This window comes from Agrobacterium sp. LEGMi-208b, from assembly GCF_059511785.1.
In genome coordinates this window covers 916,183-930,312 of the sequence record NZ_CM183446.1, presented here as the reverse complement: position 1 = coordinate 930,312, position 14,130 = coordinate 916,183, and the positions used below count along the sequence as shown (strand labels likewise).

The window sequence follows — 14,130 nt, the reverse complement described above, 5'->3', positions numbered from 1 at the left end:
GAGAGAAATATTGCAATTCTGCGACGTGATCAAGCGGGTTACATCTTTGTCCATCGAAACAAACACAGCGACCACGAAAGGCGCCGATGATGATCAAGGATATCAAGGGCCTGCACCACGTTACGTCGATGGCGTCGGATGCGCGGCAGAATAACAGCTTTTTCACCGATACGCTCGGCCTGCGCCGGGTGAAGAAGACCGTCAACTTCGACGAACCCAGCGTTTACCACCTTTATTACGGTGACGAAACGGGAACGCCCGGCACGGTCATAACCTATTTTCCTTTCGACCACATGATGGCGGGCCGTCCCGGCGTGGGCGAGGTGGGCGAGACCCAGTTCTCCATTCCGAAGGGTGCCATGGGTTTCTGGAAAGACCGGCTGATTGCAAAGGGTGTCGCCGGCATTGAGGCCGACACGGTCTTCGGCGCCAATCGCCTGCGCTTTACCGGTCCCGATGGCGATGGGCTGGCCCTGATCGAAACGGCAAATGATGCACGCGCTGCCTGGCAGGCCGAGGGCATTTCCGAGGAGAACGCCATACGCGGTTTCTCCGGTGCACGCTTTAATCTCAACGACACGGCGGCGACCGAGGAACTTCTTCGTTTCATGGGATATGAGCGTGCCGATGCCGAGGGCAATGTGACGCGTTACGTCATTCCCGGCGGCAATGGGGCCGATACGATCGATCTTGCGACCCTGCCGAATACGCCCTTTGCCCGTCAGGGGGCAGGTTCGGTCCACCATATCGCCTTTGCGGTCGAAAACCGCGAAAAGCAGCTGGAAGTGCGCAAGGCGCTGATGGATACCGGTTACCAGGTCACTCCCGTCATCGATCGCGATTATTTCTGGGCGATCTATTTCCGGACCCCGGGCGGGATCCTGTTCGAGATCGCAACCAACGAACCCGGTTTCGACCGTGACGAGGATACGGCTCATCTGGGCGAAGCGCTGAAGCTGCCCAGCCGCTACGAGCCTTTCCGCAACCAGATCGAGGCGAACCTGGTGTCGCTCGCCGCATAGGCGGATCGCTGATCCGTATCGACTGACCATACCATTCCGCCTTCTCAAGACGGCTGCCCCTGACGGGCAGCCGACCGGCGAAGCCTTGTCAATTTCACCGCCGTAGACCGGCAATCACCACCTGAACGGAGAACCACCATGTCGAAGCTTGAAGTCCTTACCCCCGTCAACAGCCAGTTGATCTTCATCGACCAGCAGCCGCAGATGGCTTTCGGTGTGCAGTCGATCGACCGCCAGACCCTGAAGAACAATGTCGTCGGCCTCGCCAAGGCGGCAAAGATCTTCAACATCCCGACGACCATCACCACGGTCGAAACGGAAAGCTTCTCCGGCAATACCTTCCCGGAACTGCTCGCGGTCTTCCCGGAAAACGATATTCTCGAACGGACCTCGATGAATTCCTGGGATGATCAGAATGTTCGCGATGCCTTGGCGAAAAATGCCGCCACCGGCCGCAGGAAGATCGTCGTCTCCGGTCTCTGGACGGAAGTGTGCAACACCACCTTCGCACTCTCGGCGCTGCATGATGTCGCCGATTACGAGATCTACATGGTGGCTGATGCCTCCGGTGGCACCTCTCTCGACGCGCATAAATATGCCATGGACCGCATGGTGCAGGCGGGCATCATTCCCGTCACCTGGCAGCAGGTGCTGCTGGAATGGCAACGCGACTGGGCCCGCAAGGAAACCTATGACGCCGTCACCTCGCTGGTGAAGGAACATTCCGGCGCCTACGGCATGGGCATCGATTATGCCGTCACCCATGTCCATGGCGGTACAGAGCGCGTCAAGCACGGCAAGCGCATCGGCCCGAACCCCGCGAAATAAGCTTTCAACCATGTCGCGCCGGCGGGATCAGTATCCCGGCCGGCGCGGCTTTATCCATCCAAAGGAGGTTTCCATGAAAGTCTATCTTCTGTCGCTTGGCGCCGGCCTGCTGGTCGGCATCGTCTACAGCCTGCTTAACGTGCGCTCGCCTGCGCCGCCCGTCATTGCGCTTGTCGGCCTGCTGGGCATCTTGGTCGGAGAACAGATCATCCCCCTCGCAAGGACGATCATCGACAGGGAACCGGCCGCCGTTTCGTGGTTCAACCAGATCAAGCCGCACATGTTCGGCCACATGCCCAAGGGTGGTGCCGAAACCACTGATCTCGCGCAGACACAGCAGCCAACCAACCGGGAGAAAAGCTGATGCCGACGCGACGCACTTTCCTCGGCGCGGCATCCAGTCTCGCCTTTCCTCATCTGTTTTCACCGGCTAAGGCCGCTGATCCCATCAAGAGCGGAGCTTCGTCCATGCATCCAGATACCATCCTTCACAATGGTCGCGTCACGACGCTTGATCGCGGCAATCCGAATGCAACGGCAGTCGCCATCAAGGATGGCCTGTTTGTTGAAGTGGGAAGCGATGCCGAGGTCATGGCCTTTGCCGGAGCGGACACGAGGATCATCGACCTCAAGGGCAAACGCGTGCTGCCCGGCCTGATCGACAACCACACACACGTCGTGCGCGGCGGCCTGAACTTCAACATGGAACTGCGCTGGGACGGCGTTCGCTCGCTTGCCGATGCCATGGACATGCTGAAGCGCCAGGTGGCAATCACGCCGGCTCCGCAATGGGTGCGCGTCGTCGGTGGTTTCACCGAGCATCAATTCGTCGAAAAGCGTCTGCCGACCATCGAGGAAATCAATGCGGTGGCGCCGGATACGCCGGTCTTCCTTCTGCATCTCTATGACCGGGCGCTGCTGAACGGCGCAGCACTGCGTGCCGTGGGCTATACCAAGGATACGCCGAACCCGCCCGGCGGCGAGATCACCCGCGATGCCAACGGCAATCCCACCGGCCTGCTGCTCGCCAAGCCGAATGCCGGCATCCTCTATTCGACGCTTGCCAAGGGACCGAAACTGCCGCTCGACTATCAGGTCAATTCCACCCGCCACTTCATGCGTGAGCTGAACCGGCTGGGGGTGACCGGCGTGATCGATGCGGGTGGCGGCTTCCAGAATTATCCTGACGATTACGAGGTGATCCAGAAGCTGTCGGATGAGAACCAGATGACGGTTCGGCTGGCCTACAACCTCTTCACGCAGAAGCCGAAGCAGGAGAAAGAGGATTTCCTCAACTGGACGTCATCGGTCAAATACAAGCAGGGCAACGATTATTTCCGGCATAATGGTGCGGGTGAAATGCTGGTCTTTTCCGCGGCCGATTTTGAGGATTTCCGTCAGCCGCGGCCCGATATGCCACCGGAGATGGAGGGCGAGCTTGAAGATGTCGCTCGGATTCTGGCGGAAAACCGCTGGCCCTGGCGTCTGCACGCCACCTATGACGAGACCATCTCCCGGGCGCTTGATGTGTTCGAAAAGGTCAACCGGGATATCCCGCTCGAAGGATTGAACTGGTTCTTCGACCATGCCGAAACCATCTCCGATCGCTCCATCGACCGCATCGCCGCCCTTGGTGGCGGCATCGCCACCCAGCACCGCATGGCCTATCAGGGCGAGTATTTCGTAGAACGTTATGGCCAGGGCGTCGCAGAGGCGACGCCACCAATCGCGCGAATGCTGGAAAAGGGCGTGAACGTTTCGGCGGGCACGGATGCAACGCGCGTTGCCTCTTATAATCCGTGGGTGTCGCTGTTCTGGATGGTGACGGGCAAAACCATCGGCGGCATGCAGCTTTATCCGCGTGCCAATTGCCTCGACCGCGAGACGGCACTGCGCATGTGGACGGAAAAGGTCACCTGGTTCTCCAACGAGGAAGGCGAGAAGGGCCGTATCGAGAAAGGGCAGTTCGCCGATCTCGTCGTGCCGGACAAGGACTATTTCTCCTGCGCGGAAGATGAAATCTCCTTCCTCACCTCGGAACTGACCATGGTAGGCGGCAAGATCGTTTATGGTGCCGGTGACTTCAGGGTGCTCGATGAGAGCAACATTCCGCCCGCGATGCCAGACTGGTCGCCGGTCCGCACCTTCGGCGGTTATGCCGCCTGGAGCGAGCCGCAGGGTGCCGGAAAGAACTCGCTGAGACGCGCCGCCATCACCTCCTGCGGTTGCGCCAGTGATTGCGGTGTTCATGGCCACGACCATGCTGGCGCCTGGACATCGAAACTGCCGATTGCCGATCTGAAAGGCTTCTTCGGCGCTTTGGGCTGCTCCTGCTGGGCGGTCTGAGCCTGATCGGCGAGGAAATCCAGCGGGCGGCGCACGCCGCCGCCCGTTACCTGCCAAAGAATATTGCAGATTATGCAATTATATCGAAACTATTGATGCAATTGTTGGCGGCAATCCTTTGCGCCAATATCGCTCCATCAGATGAACGCAGCGCCGCACACATCGACGGCCAGATCGCAGGAGCATTAAAATGACCGACCCATCTTCCACCCTTCGCCTTCGCGGGCTTCTTGCTCAAATCGTCGCCGCGCCCGTCACACGAACCGTGGCTCTTCTGGCGCTTTGTTCGGCCTATATTCAGGGGCCGCTCACCAAGATTTTCGATTTCCCCGGTGCGATCGCGGAAATGAACCATTTTGGCCTGCAGCCGGCGGCGGCATTTGCCGTCTTTGTCATCGCTTTTGAACTCACCGCTTCCGCCATGGTGGTATCGGGCTTCCTGCGCTGGGCGGGTGCTCTGGCGCTCTCGGGCTTCACCCTTCTTGCGACCTTCATCGCTCTTCGGTTCTGGGAAATGGCGCCCGGCATGGACCGCATGATGGCCACCAACGCCTTCTTCGAACATCTCGGTCTGGCCGGCGCCTTTGTTATCGTCGCTGCAATCGATCTCACGAAAGGAACAGGCAAATGAGTGCCGCAAAATCCTCCGCGAGCAGCTTTGCTCCTCTTGCACAACCGGTTTTCGCCGTCCTCTGGGCCGCGACGGTGCTCGGTAATACCGGCAGCTTCATGCGTGATGTCGCCAGTTCATGGTTGATGACCGATCTTTCGGCATCACCGGCGGCGGTCGCCCTGGTCCAGGCGGCCGGAACCCTGCCTATTTTTCTTCTGGCGATCCCGGCCGGTGTGCTGACCGATATTCTCGACCGCCGCAAATTCCTGATCGCGGTCCAGCTGCTACTGGCCTCGGTCAGCGTCACCCTCATGGTTCTTGCCCATACCGGCATGTTGTCCGTCAGCGCCCTGATCGGCCTCACCTTCCTCGGTGGCATCGGCGCGGCACTGATGGGGCCGACCTGGCAGGCGATCGTGCCGGAACTGGTGAAGCGCGAGGATATCAAGAGCGCCGTGGCGCTGAATTCGCTCGGCATCAACATCGCCCGTTCCATCGGTCCCGCGGCCGGCGGCATCCTGCTTGCGGCCTTCGGTGCGGCCTTCACCTATGGTGCCGATGTCGCCAGCTATTTCGTTGTCATCGCCGCTCTTCTGTGGTGGCCGCGGGCCAAGAACGCCAATGACGCGCTGCAGGAGAACTTTTTTGGCGCATTCCGGGCAGGTCTCCGTTACACCCGCGCCAGCCGGCCGCTGCATGTCGTCCTGCTGCGGGCTGCGATCTTCTTTGCTTTTGCCAGTGCCGTCTGGGCGCTGCTGCCGCTGGTTGCCCGGCAATTGCTGGGTGGAGATGCGAGTTTCTACGGCATTCTGCTCGGCGCCGTTGGGGCCGGTGCGATCGGCGGTGCACTGGTCATGCCGAAGCTGCGCGCCCGTTTCGATGCCGATGGCCTGCTTCTGGGTGCCGCCATCATCACCGCGCTCGTCATGGCCGGGCTGTCATTCGCACCGCCGAAATGGCTTGCCATCATCATCCTGCTGTTCCTCGGCGGTGCCTGGATCACCGCACTGACGACCCTGAATGGTGCAGCCCAGGCAATCCTGCCGAACTGGGTTCGGGGTCGTGGTCTGGCGGTCTATCTCACTGTCTTTAATGGTGCGATGACGGCGGGCAGCATTGGCTGGGGCGCTGTAGGTGAAGCCGCAGGTGTGCCGGGCACGCTGCTGATCGGTGCAGCCGGTCTCTTCATCGCCGGCCTCGTCATGCATCGCCTGAAACTGCCTGCGGGTGATGCGGATATGGTGCCCTCCAACCATTGGCCGGAACCGCTCGTTGCCGAGCCGGTGGCCCATGATCGCGGCCCGGTTCTGATCCTGATCGAATATAATGTCGAAAAGCATCACCGCTCCGCTTTCCTGCATGCACTGGACGAGCTTTCCCAGGAGCGCCGGCGCGATGGCGCCTATGGCTGGGGCGTAACGGAAGACTCCGCCGATCCGCAGAAGATCGTCGAATGGTTCATGGTGGAATCCTGGGCCGAGCATCTGCGCCAGCACAAGCGGGTTTCCAATGCCGATGCGGATTTGCAGGGCAAGGTGCTGGCTTATCATTCCGGGCTGGAAAAGCCTGTCGTGCGGCACTTCCTCACAATCAACCGGCCGGGGAAGGCGTAAAACAGAAAGGGGCCGAAAGGCCCCTTTTTAGGGTTGCCGTTGCGACCGGCTATTGCGCAATCCGCTCCAACACGCGGCTCAATGCATCTTTCAGCGCCCCGGAGCCGCCCTTGCTGTCGAAGTCCAGCAACACCTGCTCGTTGAGGCCGCCCCTGGTGGCGAATTCGCGGCTGAGATCGATGAAATCCGCCTTGGTGCCAGCAAGCAGGGCCACCTCGGAGAGGCCGGCGAAGAGGGGTGCAAGATAAGCGCGCCCCTTTTCTTCCGGCAGACCGTTCTCGGCAAGCCATTCCGTCGTCGTTTGCATGATGCCGAAATAGGTGGCCATCAGGGCGCTGGCGGCCGCCAGAAGATCATATTCCGCCTTGGTCTCGCATTCCACCGCATTGCCCAGCACGTTGAAAATCGCAGCTGTGTCCGTATCGGCAGGATAAATGGCGGTGACGCCCTTGCGCCGGGCAACGAAGGGCAGCGGGATCGCCTGGCTGAGACGCACATCCGCCCCGATCCAGTCCAGAAGCGCCTCGCGGCCGGTTGCGGCAACGACGCTGACGATCTTCTGCCCGTCCCGGAACCGCAGCGGCCCGATGACTTCTTCAGCGATCTGCGGCCGGATAGCCAGCACGACGGTATCGCAGCCATCGATGATCGCCTGGTTATCGCCCGAAACGATCACCTGCGGGAAATCGGCGGCGAGTCTCGCCGAAATATCCGCACTGCGTTGTGACACCATGACATGCGGTACGGCGGCGGGCCTTGCGAGCAGGCCCCTTACCATGGCGTCCGTGATGGCTCCTGTGCCGATAAAACCGATTTTCTGGGGAAGGGACATGATTGCTCCGTAGCGGTGAGGGAAACCGACAGAGGCATCGGTCGTTTTCGTGCAATGCTAGATTTTCCGCCCGGAATTGTCGACAAGGAGGGTATGTCAATTTGCGGTCGAGGTGGCGTCGTGATCGGTCGGGTGCCGGCTAGGCGATGCGGTCACAAGCCGGAACAGGGGTAGTATAGCGTCGCAAAATCAATGCGCATCCGTTTCTTCCAGCCCCAATATCGCCGGCCATGCCGCTGCCGCACGCTCTGACATGACCTCGATATGGCGCAGCGAGGCGAGACCGAATTCTTCCGGGCGCAGGGTTCTGCGGTTGACTCTTCCCTGCGGGAAAACGTCGGCATAACGCCAGACGGCGGCGGGCGGCACCACCACATCGTCTGCCATCGTCATCATGCGCAGATCGAAGCGGGTGGCGGAAAAATCCGGTTCTGGCAGTGATTTGCCGATATCGCGCCGGAAGAAATCCCGGCTCGTGCACCAGCGGCGCCATTGCCAGTAGATCCCGGCGGGCAGATCCGCACCCAGCAGCAATCTTCGCCCGGGAAGGTAGCCCGCGAGTGTCGTGCTGACAGGCCCGAGCAGATACCAGAAAGCGATGACCGTGGGCCGATAGGTCCAAGGATGATCGCTGACATGGGCAAAGCCCGAACCGATGGTGATGACACGCTCAAGCCGCTCGTCATGGCCTCGAAACGCAAATGTCAGTCCGCCAAGGGAATGGCCCAGCAGCCAGAGGGGGCCTTCCGGTGCGATCTGGCAAAGTGCGGCCTCCGCCGCCGTCTGGTCGGCAATTCCCCAGTCGGCCATCGTGGCCCGGCTTTCGCGGACCGGGCGTTGTCGGGATGCGCCGAAATCGCGATAATCATAGGTCAGGACACCGATGCCCCGACCGGCCGCCCATGTGGCGAAGGCGCGGTAATAGCGCGCCGGAACACCTGTTGCGCCGTGAAGGACAAGATGCGCGCGGGCTGGCCCTTTGGGCGGAAAGAACCGGCCTGCGAGCCTGTGTCCTTCCGAAACAATGCTCATCTCCCGGCTCTCTGCAATCTCTGTCATCCGTCCCTCGCTCTTCCTGGACCGTTTGGTCTAATAACATCTATGGACCAAACGGTCTACAGCGCTTAAAACAGGCGAATGGACGAAAGCAAGAACCGCCAAGCCCTGATACGGGCCACCTCCGCGCTGTTTCGGCGGCGCGGTTATGCGGGTGTCGGACTGGCTGAAATTCTCGCGGAGACGGGCCTGCCGAAGGGCTCTCTCTATTATCATTTTCCCGGTGGCAAGGAGCAGCTTGCCGCCGAGGCGACACGATGGGCGGGCCGGAAGGTGGCAGAGCTGATCGATGCGAATTTCGAAGATGCGGAGAGCTTCGCTTTGGGCTCGGTGGCGCTGTGCCGTGCGATAGCCCGCCTTTCGCAGGAAAATGGCAGCATCATGGGCTGCCCGGTGCTCAGCATCATTCAGGCCGGCGATGAAAAGCCCGATTTGCGCCAGATCGGTGCGGATGTGCTCAACGACTGGACCACAAGGATAGCAGCTCAGGCAAGGCGTCTGGGCAGTCACGATCCGCAGACCGATGCCGAAAGACTGGTGATCGGGCTGCAGGGCGCATGGGTTGTTTCACTGGCGCGCCAGGATGTCACGTCGTTCGAGACGCTGGAGAGCAGTCTGCGGCCGTCTGCCTAAGCTTATGCCGGTGCGTTTTCATGCGGCGGCTTGATTTGAGCCGCAGGGCAAATGAAAAGCGCGGCCACCTTGAGACTGACCGCGCTTGTTGTCGTTGCCGTAGAAGATAGGACTCTTTTACGTCTCTTTGCGTTGCTGTTTCTCTGACGCTGGTTGATCCGCAGCGTTCGCGATTGATGCGGCCAACAGCGCCTGTGTCGGGTCCGTACCCTTGAAGCCGGCCTGTGCGAGGATTTCGTCAAGAACCGGCTTTTGCGCAGTGAAGCTGAGAAGCTGGCTCGAAAGATCGCCGAGGCCATTGCCGTTTTTGGCGTCGCCGCCGCCACCGAGAGCACCGGCGAGATTACCGGCGCTGAAGATGCGGATATCGGAAATCTTCTCGATGGGCTTCATCGCCTCGGAAAGTGCTTCGGGAATGATGGCGATCCTTGCACGGGCGAGTTCGAATGCGATGATGTCGCCCGATAGCGCATTGCGTGCATCATTCTTTGCGCGTTCCGCCTGCGCTTCGGCATCGCCGAGCGCGATGACGCCTTCGGCGCGGATTTTCGCGGCCTGTGCCTCGGCTTCGGCACCGATCTTGGTGGCCGCAGCCAGGTTTTCGGCGGCCTGCCGTTCGGCTTCCGCCTTTACCGTGATGGCCGTCGCCTCCTGCTCTGCCGCCTTGCGGGCGTCGATCACGGCGATGCGCTTGGCGCGTTCGGCGATTTCCACTTCGCGGGCGGTTGCCACCTGTTCTTCCGCAGTGATGGCGGAAGCCTTGGCTTCATCCGCCTTGGCGCGGGCGGCCTGTTCCTGCTCCACCTTCTGCGCCACGGCGATAGCGGCTTCGATTCGTGCCGTTTCAGTGATCTTGCGTGCTTCCGCCTCGCGTTCGGCAATACCGCGCTCGGCTTCGATGCGGGCAGTTTCACGCGCCTGGCGGGCTTGAGCATCCCGTTCGGCGATACCGCGCTCGGTATCGAGCTTTGCCGTTTCCTCGTTAAGGCGGGCCGCCTGCTCGGCCTTTGCCGCTTCCGCCCGCGTTTCCGCCGTCTTGTTGGCGATATCGCGCTCCTGCGTCAGTTCCGCATCACGCTGTTCGCGCTCGATGGTCAGGCGCCGCAGCACCGCTTCGCGGTCCTTCGTGGCAATTTCGACTTCGTTGTCGCGGACAATCTGGTTGCGTTCGCGCTTGCGCTCCTCGGTGATCCGGGTGAGCGCCGTCAGGCCTTCCGCATCAAACGAGTTGTTGGGATTGAAGTGCTTGATATCGGTTTGATCGAGCCGTGTCAGCGAAACTGATTCCAGTTCCAGACCGTTGGACTGTAGATCGTGCGCGACGGCCGCCTGCACGGATTTGACGAATTCGGCGCGCTGCTCCTGAAGATCGCGCAGCGACATGGTCGCGGCAACCGAGCGCAAACCGTCAACAAATTTCGCTTCGACCAGTGACTTCAGCGCGTCGGCATCATTTGTCCGGTCACCGAGTGTCTGGGCGGCAAGTGCGATGTTTTCTGCGTCGGGCTTCACCCGCACGTAAAATTCGGCGGTGATGTCGGCCCGCATGCGATCCTTGGTGATCAGGGATTCATGTTCGGATCTTTTCACCTCCAGCCGCAATGTGCTGAGCGAGACCCAGGAATAGGAATGGAAGATCGGCAGGATGATGGCGCCGCCATCGAGAACGACTTTCTTACCGCCGAGACCGGTCCTTACATAGGCTTTGTCGCGTGTCGACCGCGTGTAGAGCGATGTCATGATGATGCCGATGACGACGATGGCCGTGACAATGGCCCCCGCAATCAGGCTCAAAGAAAAGAAATCCATGGTGAGTTAGCCCCTATTGATGCTCGCTATGGTGAATTTCCAGGTCCGGCGGTGCGGGAATGGCCTGAAAAAGCCCGTCCGCACCGTCGACGATCAGTACCTGCGCACCCGTATCGATCGTGTGACCGGATGCGGCCTGTGCACGCAGGAAGTGAATATTCTCGTGCCGGTCCTTGACCCGCACGGTGCCGGGCTTGCCCTGATCCAGAGGCCCGATGGTGACTGTGCCGACAAGTCCCAGAAAATCGGTCTGCTCGAGCGCGTTTGTCTCATCGCGTGGGATGACCTTGGCAACGGCGCGGCTGAGTGACCGCGTGGCCGGCAGGGCGGCGGCAATGGCACCGGTCATGGCCAGATAGGACGGCAATGGCCCGAGCGGCGTTGCGGAAGCGATCCCCTGAATGAAAAAACCGGCGACGGAAAAAGCCGAGAGCAGGATGACTGCCAGAACGAGAAGCGGCACGCCGCCCGCATTGAGCCAGGACATCCAGCTGCCGAGTAACCCCGCCTCGGCATCGCCGGGCGCGTGGTAACTGAAGTTGTCGTCAAGCAGTCCCGAAGCCGATACTCCAAGAAGAACCGACACGAGTTCGACGATGCCGAGGCCGGCGACCGTCAGCAAGGCGATCCAGAAGGGAGCAGTGCCTGGCTGGACAATGCTCTCCATCAGCGCTGTCCCTCGCGGAATGCCTTGAGCCGTGCTTCGATGGCGCTCTGGCGCTGCATGCGGCCGAGCTCCTCAACCTCCGCCGCACCGTTATTGGGCTTGGCGGGGGTGCCGGTTACTCTTTCGATGGCGTCGAGCGCGTCAGCCAGACGGCGGTCGTTGCGCTGGGATGGGGTCGTATCGGTTGCCGGCGTGATGCGTTCGGCGCGCTTGGCGTCCTCAAGCCGCTTTTGCGCATCCGCCTTTGCGGAGGCGATGCTGCGCAATGTGGTTTCCGCCTCGGCAATTTCGGCGGCATTCTCGAGTATCGCCTTGTTCAGCGCTTCCCGCTGTGCTTCCAGATCGATCTGCAGCCCGGTTGCCGCACGGGCCAGATCCTCGCGGCCGTTTTCAAGTCCGATCCGGATCTTGTCGTCGAGGTCGCGAATTTCTTCGTCGAGATCGGCGGCCTTGGCTTTCAGGCGATGGCCGGCTGCGACCGCCACGCCGAGTGCGGATCGGGCCTCATCGGCGATCTGTGCGATTTCCCGCACCGCCTGCTGGGCGACCGCAACCGGATTGGATGCCTCTGCCGCATCGACAGCATTGTTCATGACACCGGCGATGACACGCCCGAGCCTGCCAAGAATACCTTCATTGTTCATCGAAGCCTCCCGGTTTGGTTGAAAGCCGGTTTTTATCCCGGCATGGATGCTGATGGATTCGCCCTCGAATACAAGGCGCGCTTCTGAAAAGTCATTCCAGCCGTCGTGATAGCCACGGACGGTATAGGGCACCACGACGCGGCCCGAGAGGGTTGCGATGCTCACCGTGTCCGGCCCCTTGACCGAAAAGAGCTTGCTGTCGAGCGGGATGTCCCGCACGGGCTCTTGCGGATCGCGCTGGCTATGGTCGCGCAGGGCCAGCGTCACCATGCGGGAAGGAAGGCTGGTCTTGATCCTGATCTCTTCATAAGCTGCCGCATGCAAGGCTACGAGATTGGCGCCTTCAGTCTGGTCAAGGATCGCCATCGCACGACGATAGGCAAGGAGCGTTTCTTCGAGAGAAGAGCGGTTCGCCTCCGAAAGATTGAGTGCCAGGACAACGTTGGACAAAAGTTTCGTGCTCATGTGAAATATATAAAGCACTTCATTTGTGCTTTCAAGGGTTGATCCGTGCAAAACGAGAGGTTGGTTCGTGAAAAAGGCAATCATATTCGATTGTGAATTCCTCTGCCTGGAGGGCTCCCAGCGCAGGTTCTGGTGTGCCGCCCATGATCCCGATCCGGTCATCGCGCAGATTGGCGCCGTCAGGCTCGGGCTGGAGGACGATTTTCCGCTTCTGGGGACCTATAAGGCCTATATATGTCCGATCGACCGCCATGGCAGACGATATGCGATCGATCCCTTTTTCACCGGGCTGACGGGTATCACCGAGGAGATCATCGAAACGGAGGGAATTCCCTTGCAGGAGGCCCTTTCAAGCTTCGACAGTTTTTCTGAAGGCGCCCAATGCTGGTCATGGGGCAAGGACGAGCTGAATATGGTGGCGATCAGCTGTTATGTCGCCGGCATAGAGCCGCCCATCCCTGCCGAGCGTTTCGATAATGCCGTCAAACTTCTGCTTGCAGCGGGAATGCCGGTGGAGGAGCTGGCAAAAACGCCGAGCAACAGGCTGGCAGATTATTATGGCGTCGAGCATCCGCCATCGCGGGGGCACGATGCGCTCGATGATGCGCTTTCGGTTTCTTATGCCCTGCAGCATCTCCTGAGGGGCGGAAAGCTGAAGCCGGACGTGTTCGGCGCCTAGCCACTGCCGGGCGGGTTTGCGTCACGATCCCGGGCGATGTTCCCGAAAGGCGGCGGCGAGCGTGCGCAGCGCTTCCCGGGATCTGCTGTCCGTCAGGGTCGAGAACATGATGATTTCCGTGGAGGGCAGGGGTGGCAGACCGAAACGCTCGCTGACCTCGACCGTGCCGGGCGGGGCCAGACGGCAGGAAAAGGCGGAAATCGCAAGCCCCGCTGAAACGGCTGCGGTCACCATCGACGATGTGCCGCCGAGAAATACCTCCGTCCATGCAATAGCAGCCGCATCCAGGGCGCGGGTGGCGATGTCACGCACGCCGCAGGCCGGCGAGAGCGCCGCCAGCCGCAGCGGTTCACCCTGACGGTGTTCGAATTGCGGGGTTGCATACCAGCCGAAATGTTCCGGCCCGAGCACCTCGCCGTCGCGCCGGTCATCCTCGCGCCGGATGATTGCCGCATCGATCTCCCCACGGTCAAAGGCATCCAGCAGGGATCGGGAATGATCCATGCGCACTTCAATCGTAAGCCCGGGGTCATGGTCGTTGAGGCGTGCAAGCAGCGTCGGAACCTCCGGTCCTGCCACATGGGCGGCGATGCCAAGGCCGAAGCGACGGCGCGGGGAGGAGAGGCCCGCCAGCGCCCGATCATGCGCGGCGAGAAACTCGCGGGCGGGTGCCAGAAACACCGCACCCTGCGCTGACAGCCGCACCGAACGCGGTGTGCGTTCGAGCAGCCGCTGGCCGAGCCTGTCCTCCAGCCGTTTTAGCTTGACGCTGATGGCGCCCTGGGTGGTGCCGAGCGCTTCGGCAGCCCGGGTGAAGCTCTGCAGATCGGCGATGGTGACGAAGGCCTCGACGGCATCCACATCCAGCGTGCTCATCTCGATAATTCCGATTTGTTGTCTCTGAAATAGCCAATCATCCAATT

The 14,130-nt window shown here is 60.9% G+C and carries 14 protein-coding genes; 8 read left to right on the top strand and 6 right to left on the bottom strand.

The genetic code is table 11. From position 1 onward, the window contains the following. Window positions 1-89: 89 nt before the first annotated feature. The 6 genes from AC5YUO_RS19005 (at window position 90) to AC5YUO_RS18980 (ending at window position 6,422) form a co-directional block, all read left to right on the top strand. Window positions 90-1,022 (top strand): VOC family protein, encoded by a 933-nt coding sequence (locus AC5YUO_RS19005; protein ID WP_496156520.1) that lies wholly within the window; start codon window positions 90-92, stop codon window positions 1,020-1,022. A gap of 138 nt (window positions 1,023-1,160) precedes the next feature. Continuing rightward, window positions 1,161-1,850, top strand: a complete 690-nt coding sequence (locus tag AC5YUO_RS19000; RefSeq protein WP_496156344.1) for a hydrolase — start codon at window positions 1,161-1,163, stop codon at window positions 1,848-1,850. Window positions 1,851-1,923: 73 nt separating this feature from the next. Then, a complete protein-coding gene (locus tag AC5YUO_RS18995) occupies window positions 1,924-2,214 on the top strand; it encodes a XapX domain-containing protein (RefSeq protein WP_269711599.1) in 291 nt (96 codons plus the stop codon). Beyond that, complete coding sequence (locus tag AC5YUO_RS18990) at window positions 2,214-4,196, top strand: amidohydrolase (RefSeq protein ID WP_496156343.1); 1,983 nt, start codon at window positions 2,214-2,216, stop codon at window positions 4,194-4,196. The genes AC5YUO_RS18995 and AC5YUO_RS18990 overlap by 1 nt, the downstream gene beginning before the upstream one ends. Window positions 4,197-4,386: 190 nt before the next feature. Beyond that, entirely contained in the window at window positions 4,387-4,827 is a 441-nt protein-coding gene (locus AC5YUO_RS18985) for a DoxX family protein (protein ID WP_496156342.1), read from the top strand. Then, window positions 4,824-6,422, top strand: coding sequence for an MFS transporter (locus AC5YUO_RS18980; protein ID WP_496156341.1), 1,599 nt, complete (start codon window positions 4,824-4,826; stop codon window positions 6,420-6,422). The genes AC5YUO_RS18985 and AC5YUO_RS18980 overlap by 4 nt, the downstream gene beginning before the upstream one ends. A gap of 49 nt (window positions 6,423-6,471) precedes the next feature. On the opposite strand, the gene AC5YUO_RS18975 is transcribed toward AC5YUO_RS18980, so the two are convergent. Together AC5YUO_RS18975 and AC5YUO_RS18970 are read right to left on the bottom strand one after the other, a co-directional pair. Then, the gene (locus AC5YUO_RS18975) at window positions 6,472-7,254 is read right to left on the bottom strand and encodes a pyrroline-5-carboxylate reductase (protein ID WP_496156340.1); all 783 of its coding nucleotides are present in this window, start codon (window positions 7,252-7,254) and stop codon (window positions 6,472-6,474) included. Between the two features lie 189 nt (window positions 7,255-7,443). Next, the gene (locus tag AC5YUO_RS18970; RefSeq protein WP_496156339.1) at window positions 7,444-8,313 is read right to left on the bottom strand and encodes an alpha/beta hydrolase family protein; all 870 of its coding nucleotides are present in this window, start codon (window positions 8,311-8,313) and stop codon (window positions 7,444-7,446) included. A gap of 78 nt (window positions 8,314-8,391) precedes the next feature. Between AC5YUO_RS18970 and AC5YUO_RS18965 the strand changes: the two genes are divergently transcribed. Further along, on the top strand, window positions 8,392-8,943 hold the full coding sequence (locus tag AC5YUO_RS18965; RefSeq protein WP_496156338.1) for a TetR/AcrR family transcriptional regulator: 552 nt from the start codon (window positions 8,392-8,394) through the stop codon (window positions 8,941-8,943). A gap of 117 nt (window positions 8,944-9,060) precedes the next feature. Here AC5YUO_RS18965 and AC5YUO_RS18960 read toward each other — a convergent pair whose 3' ends face one another. From AC5YUO_RS18960 to AC5YUO_RS18950, 3 genes are read right to left on the bottom strand one after another with little or no spacing between them, the layout of a single operon-like run. Beyond that, window positions 9,061-10,752, bottom strand: coding sequence for a flotillin family protein (locus AC5YUO_RS18960; protein WP_400813550.1), 1,692 nt, complete (start codon window positions 10,750-10,752; stop codon window positions 9,061-9,063). A 13-nt stretch (window positions 10,753-10,765) separates the two neighbouring features. Then, the gene (locus AC5YUO_RS18955) at window positions 10,766-11,419 is read right to left on the bottom strand and encodes an OB-fold-containig protein (RefSeq protein WP_496156337.1); all 654 of its coding nucleotides are present in this window, start codon (window positions 11,417-11,419) and stop codon (window positions 10,766-10,768) included. After that, window positions 11,419-12,513, bottom strand: a complete 1,095-nt coding sequence (locus AC5YUO_RS18950; protein ID WP_496156336.1) for a PspA/IM30 family protein — start codon at window positions 12,511-12,513, stop codon at window positions 11,419-11,421. Before AC5YUO_RS18950 ends, AC5YUO_RS18955 begins: the two co-directional genes overlap by 1 nt. Window positions 12,514-12,595: 82 nt before the next feature. Here AC5YUO_RS18950 and AC5YUO_RS18945 point away from each other — a divergent pair, with 82 nt between their 5' ends. Next, complete coding sequence (locus tag AC5YUO_RS18945; protein WP_496156335.1) at window positions 12,596-13,207, top strand: 3'-5' exonuclease; 612 nt, start codon at window positions 12,596-12,598, stop codon at window positions 13,205-13,207. Between the two features lie 21 nt (window positions 13,208-13,228). On the opposite strand, the gene AC5YUO_RS18940 is transcribed toward AC5YUO_RS18945, so the two are convergent. Further along, window positions 13,229-14,083, bottom strand: a complete 855-nt coding sequence (locus tag AC5YUO_RS18940) for a LysR family transcriptional regulator (protein ID WP_400813555.1) — start codon at window positions 14,081-14,083, stop codon at window positions 13,229-13,231. Window positions 14,084-14,130 lie beyond the last annotated feature (47 nt).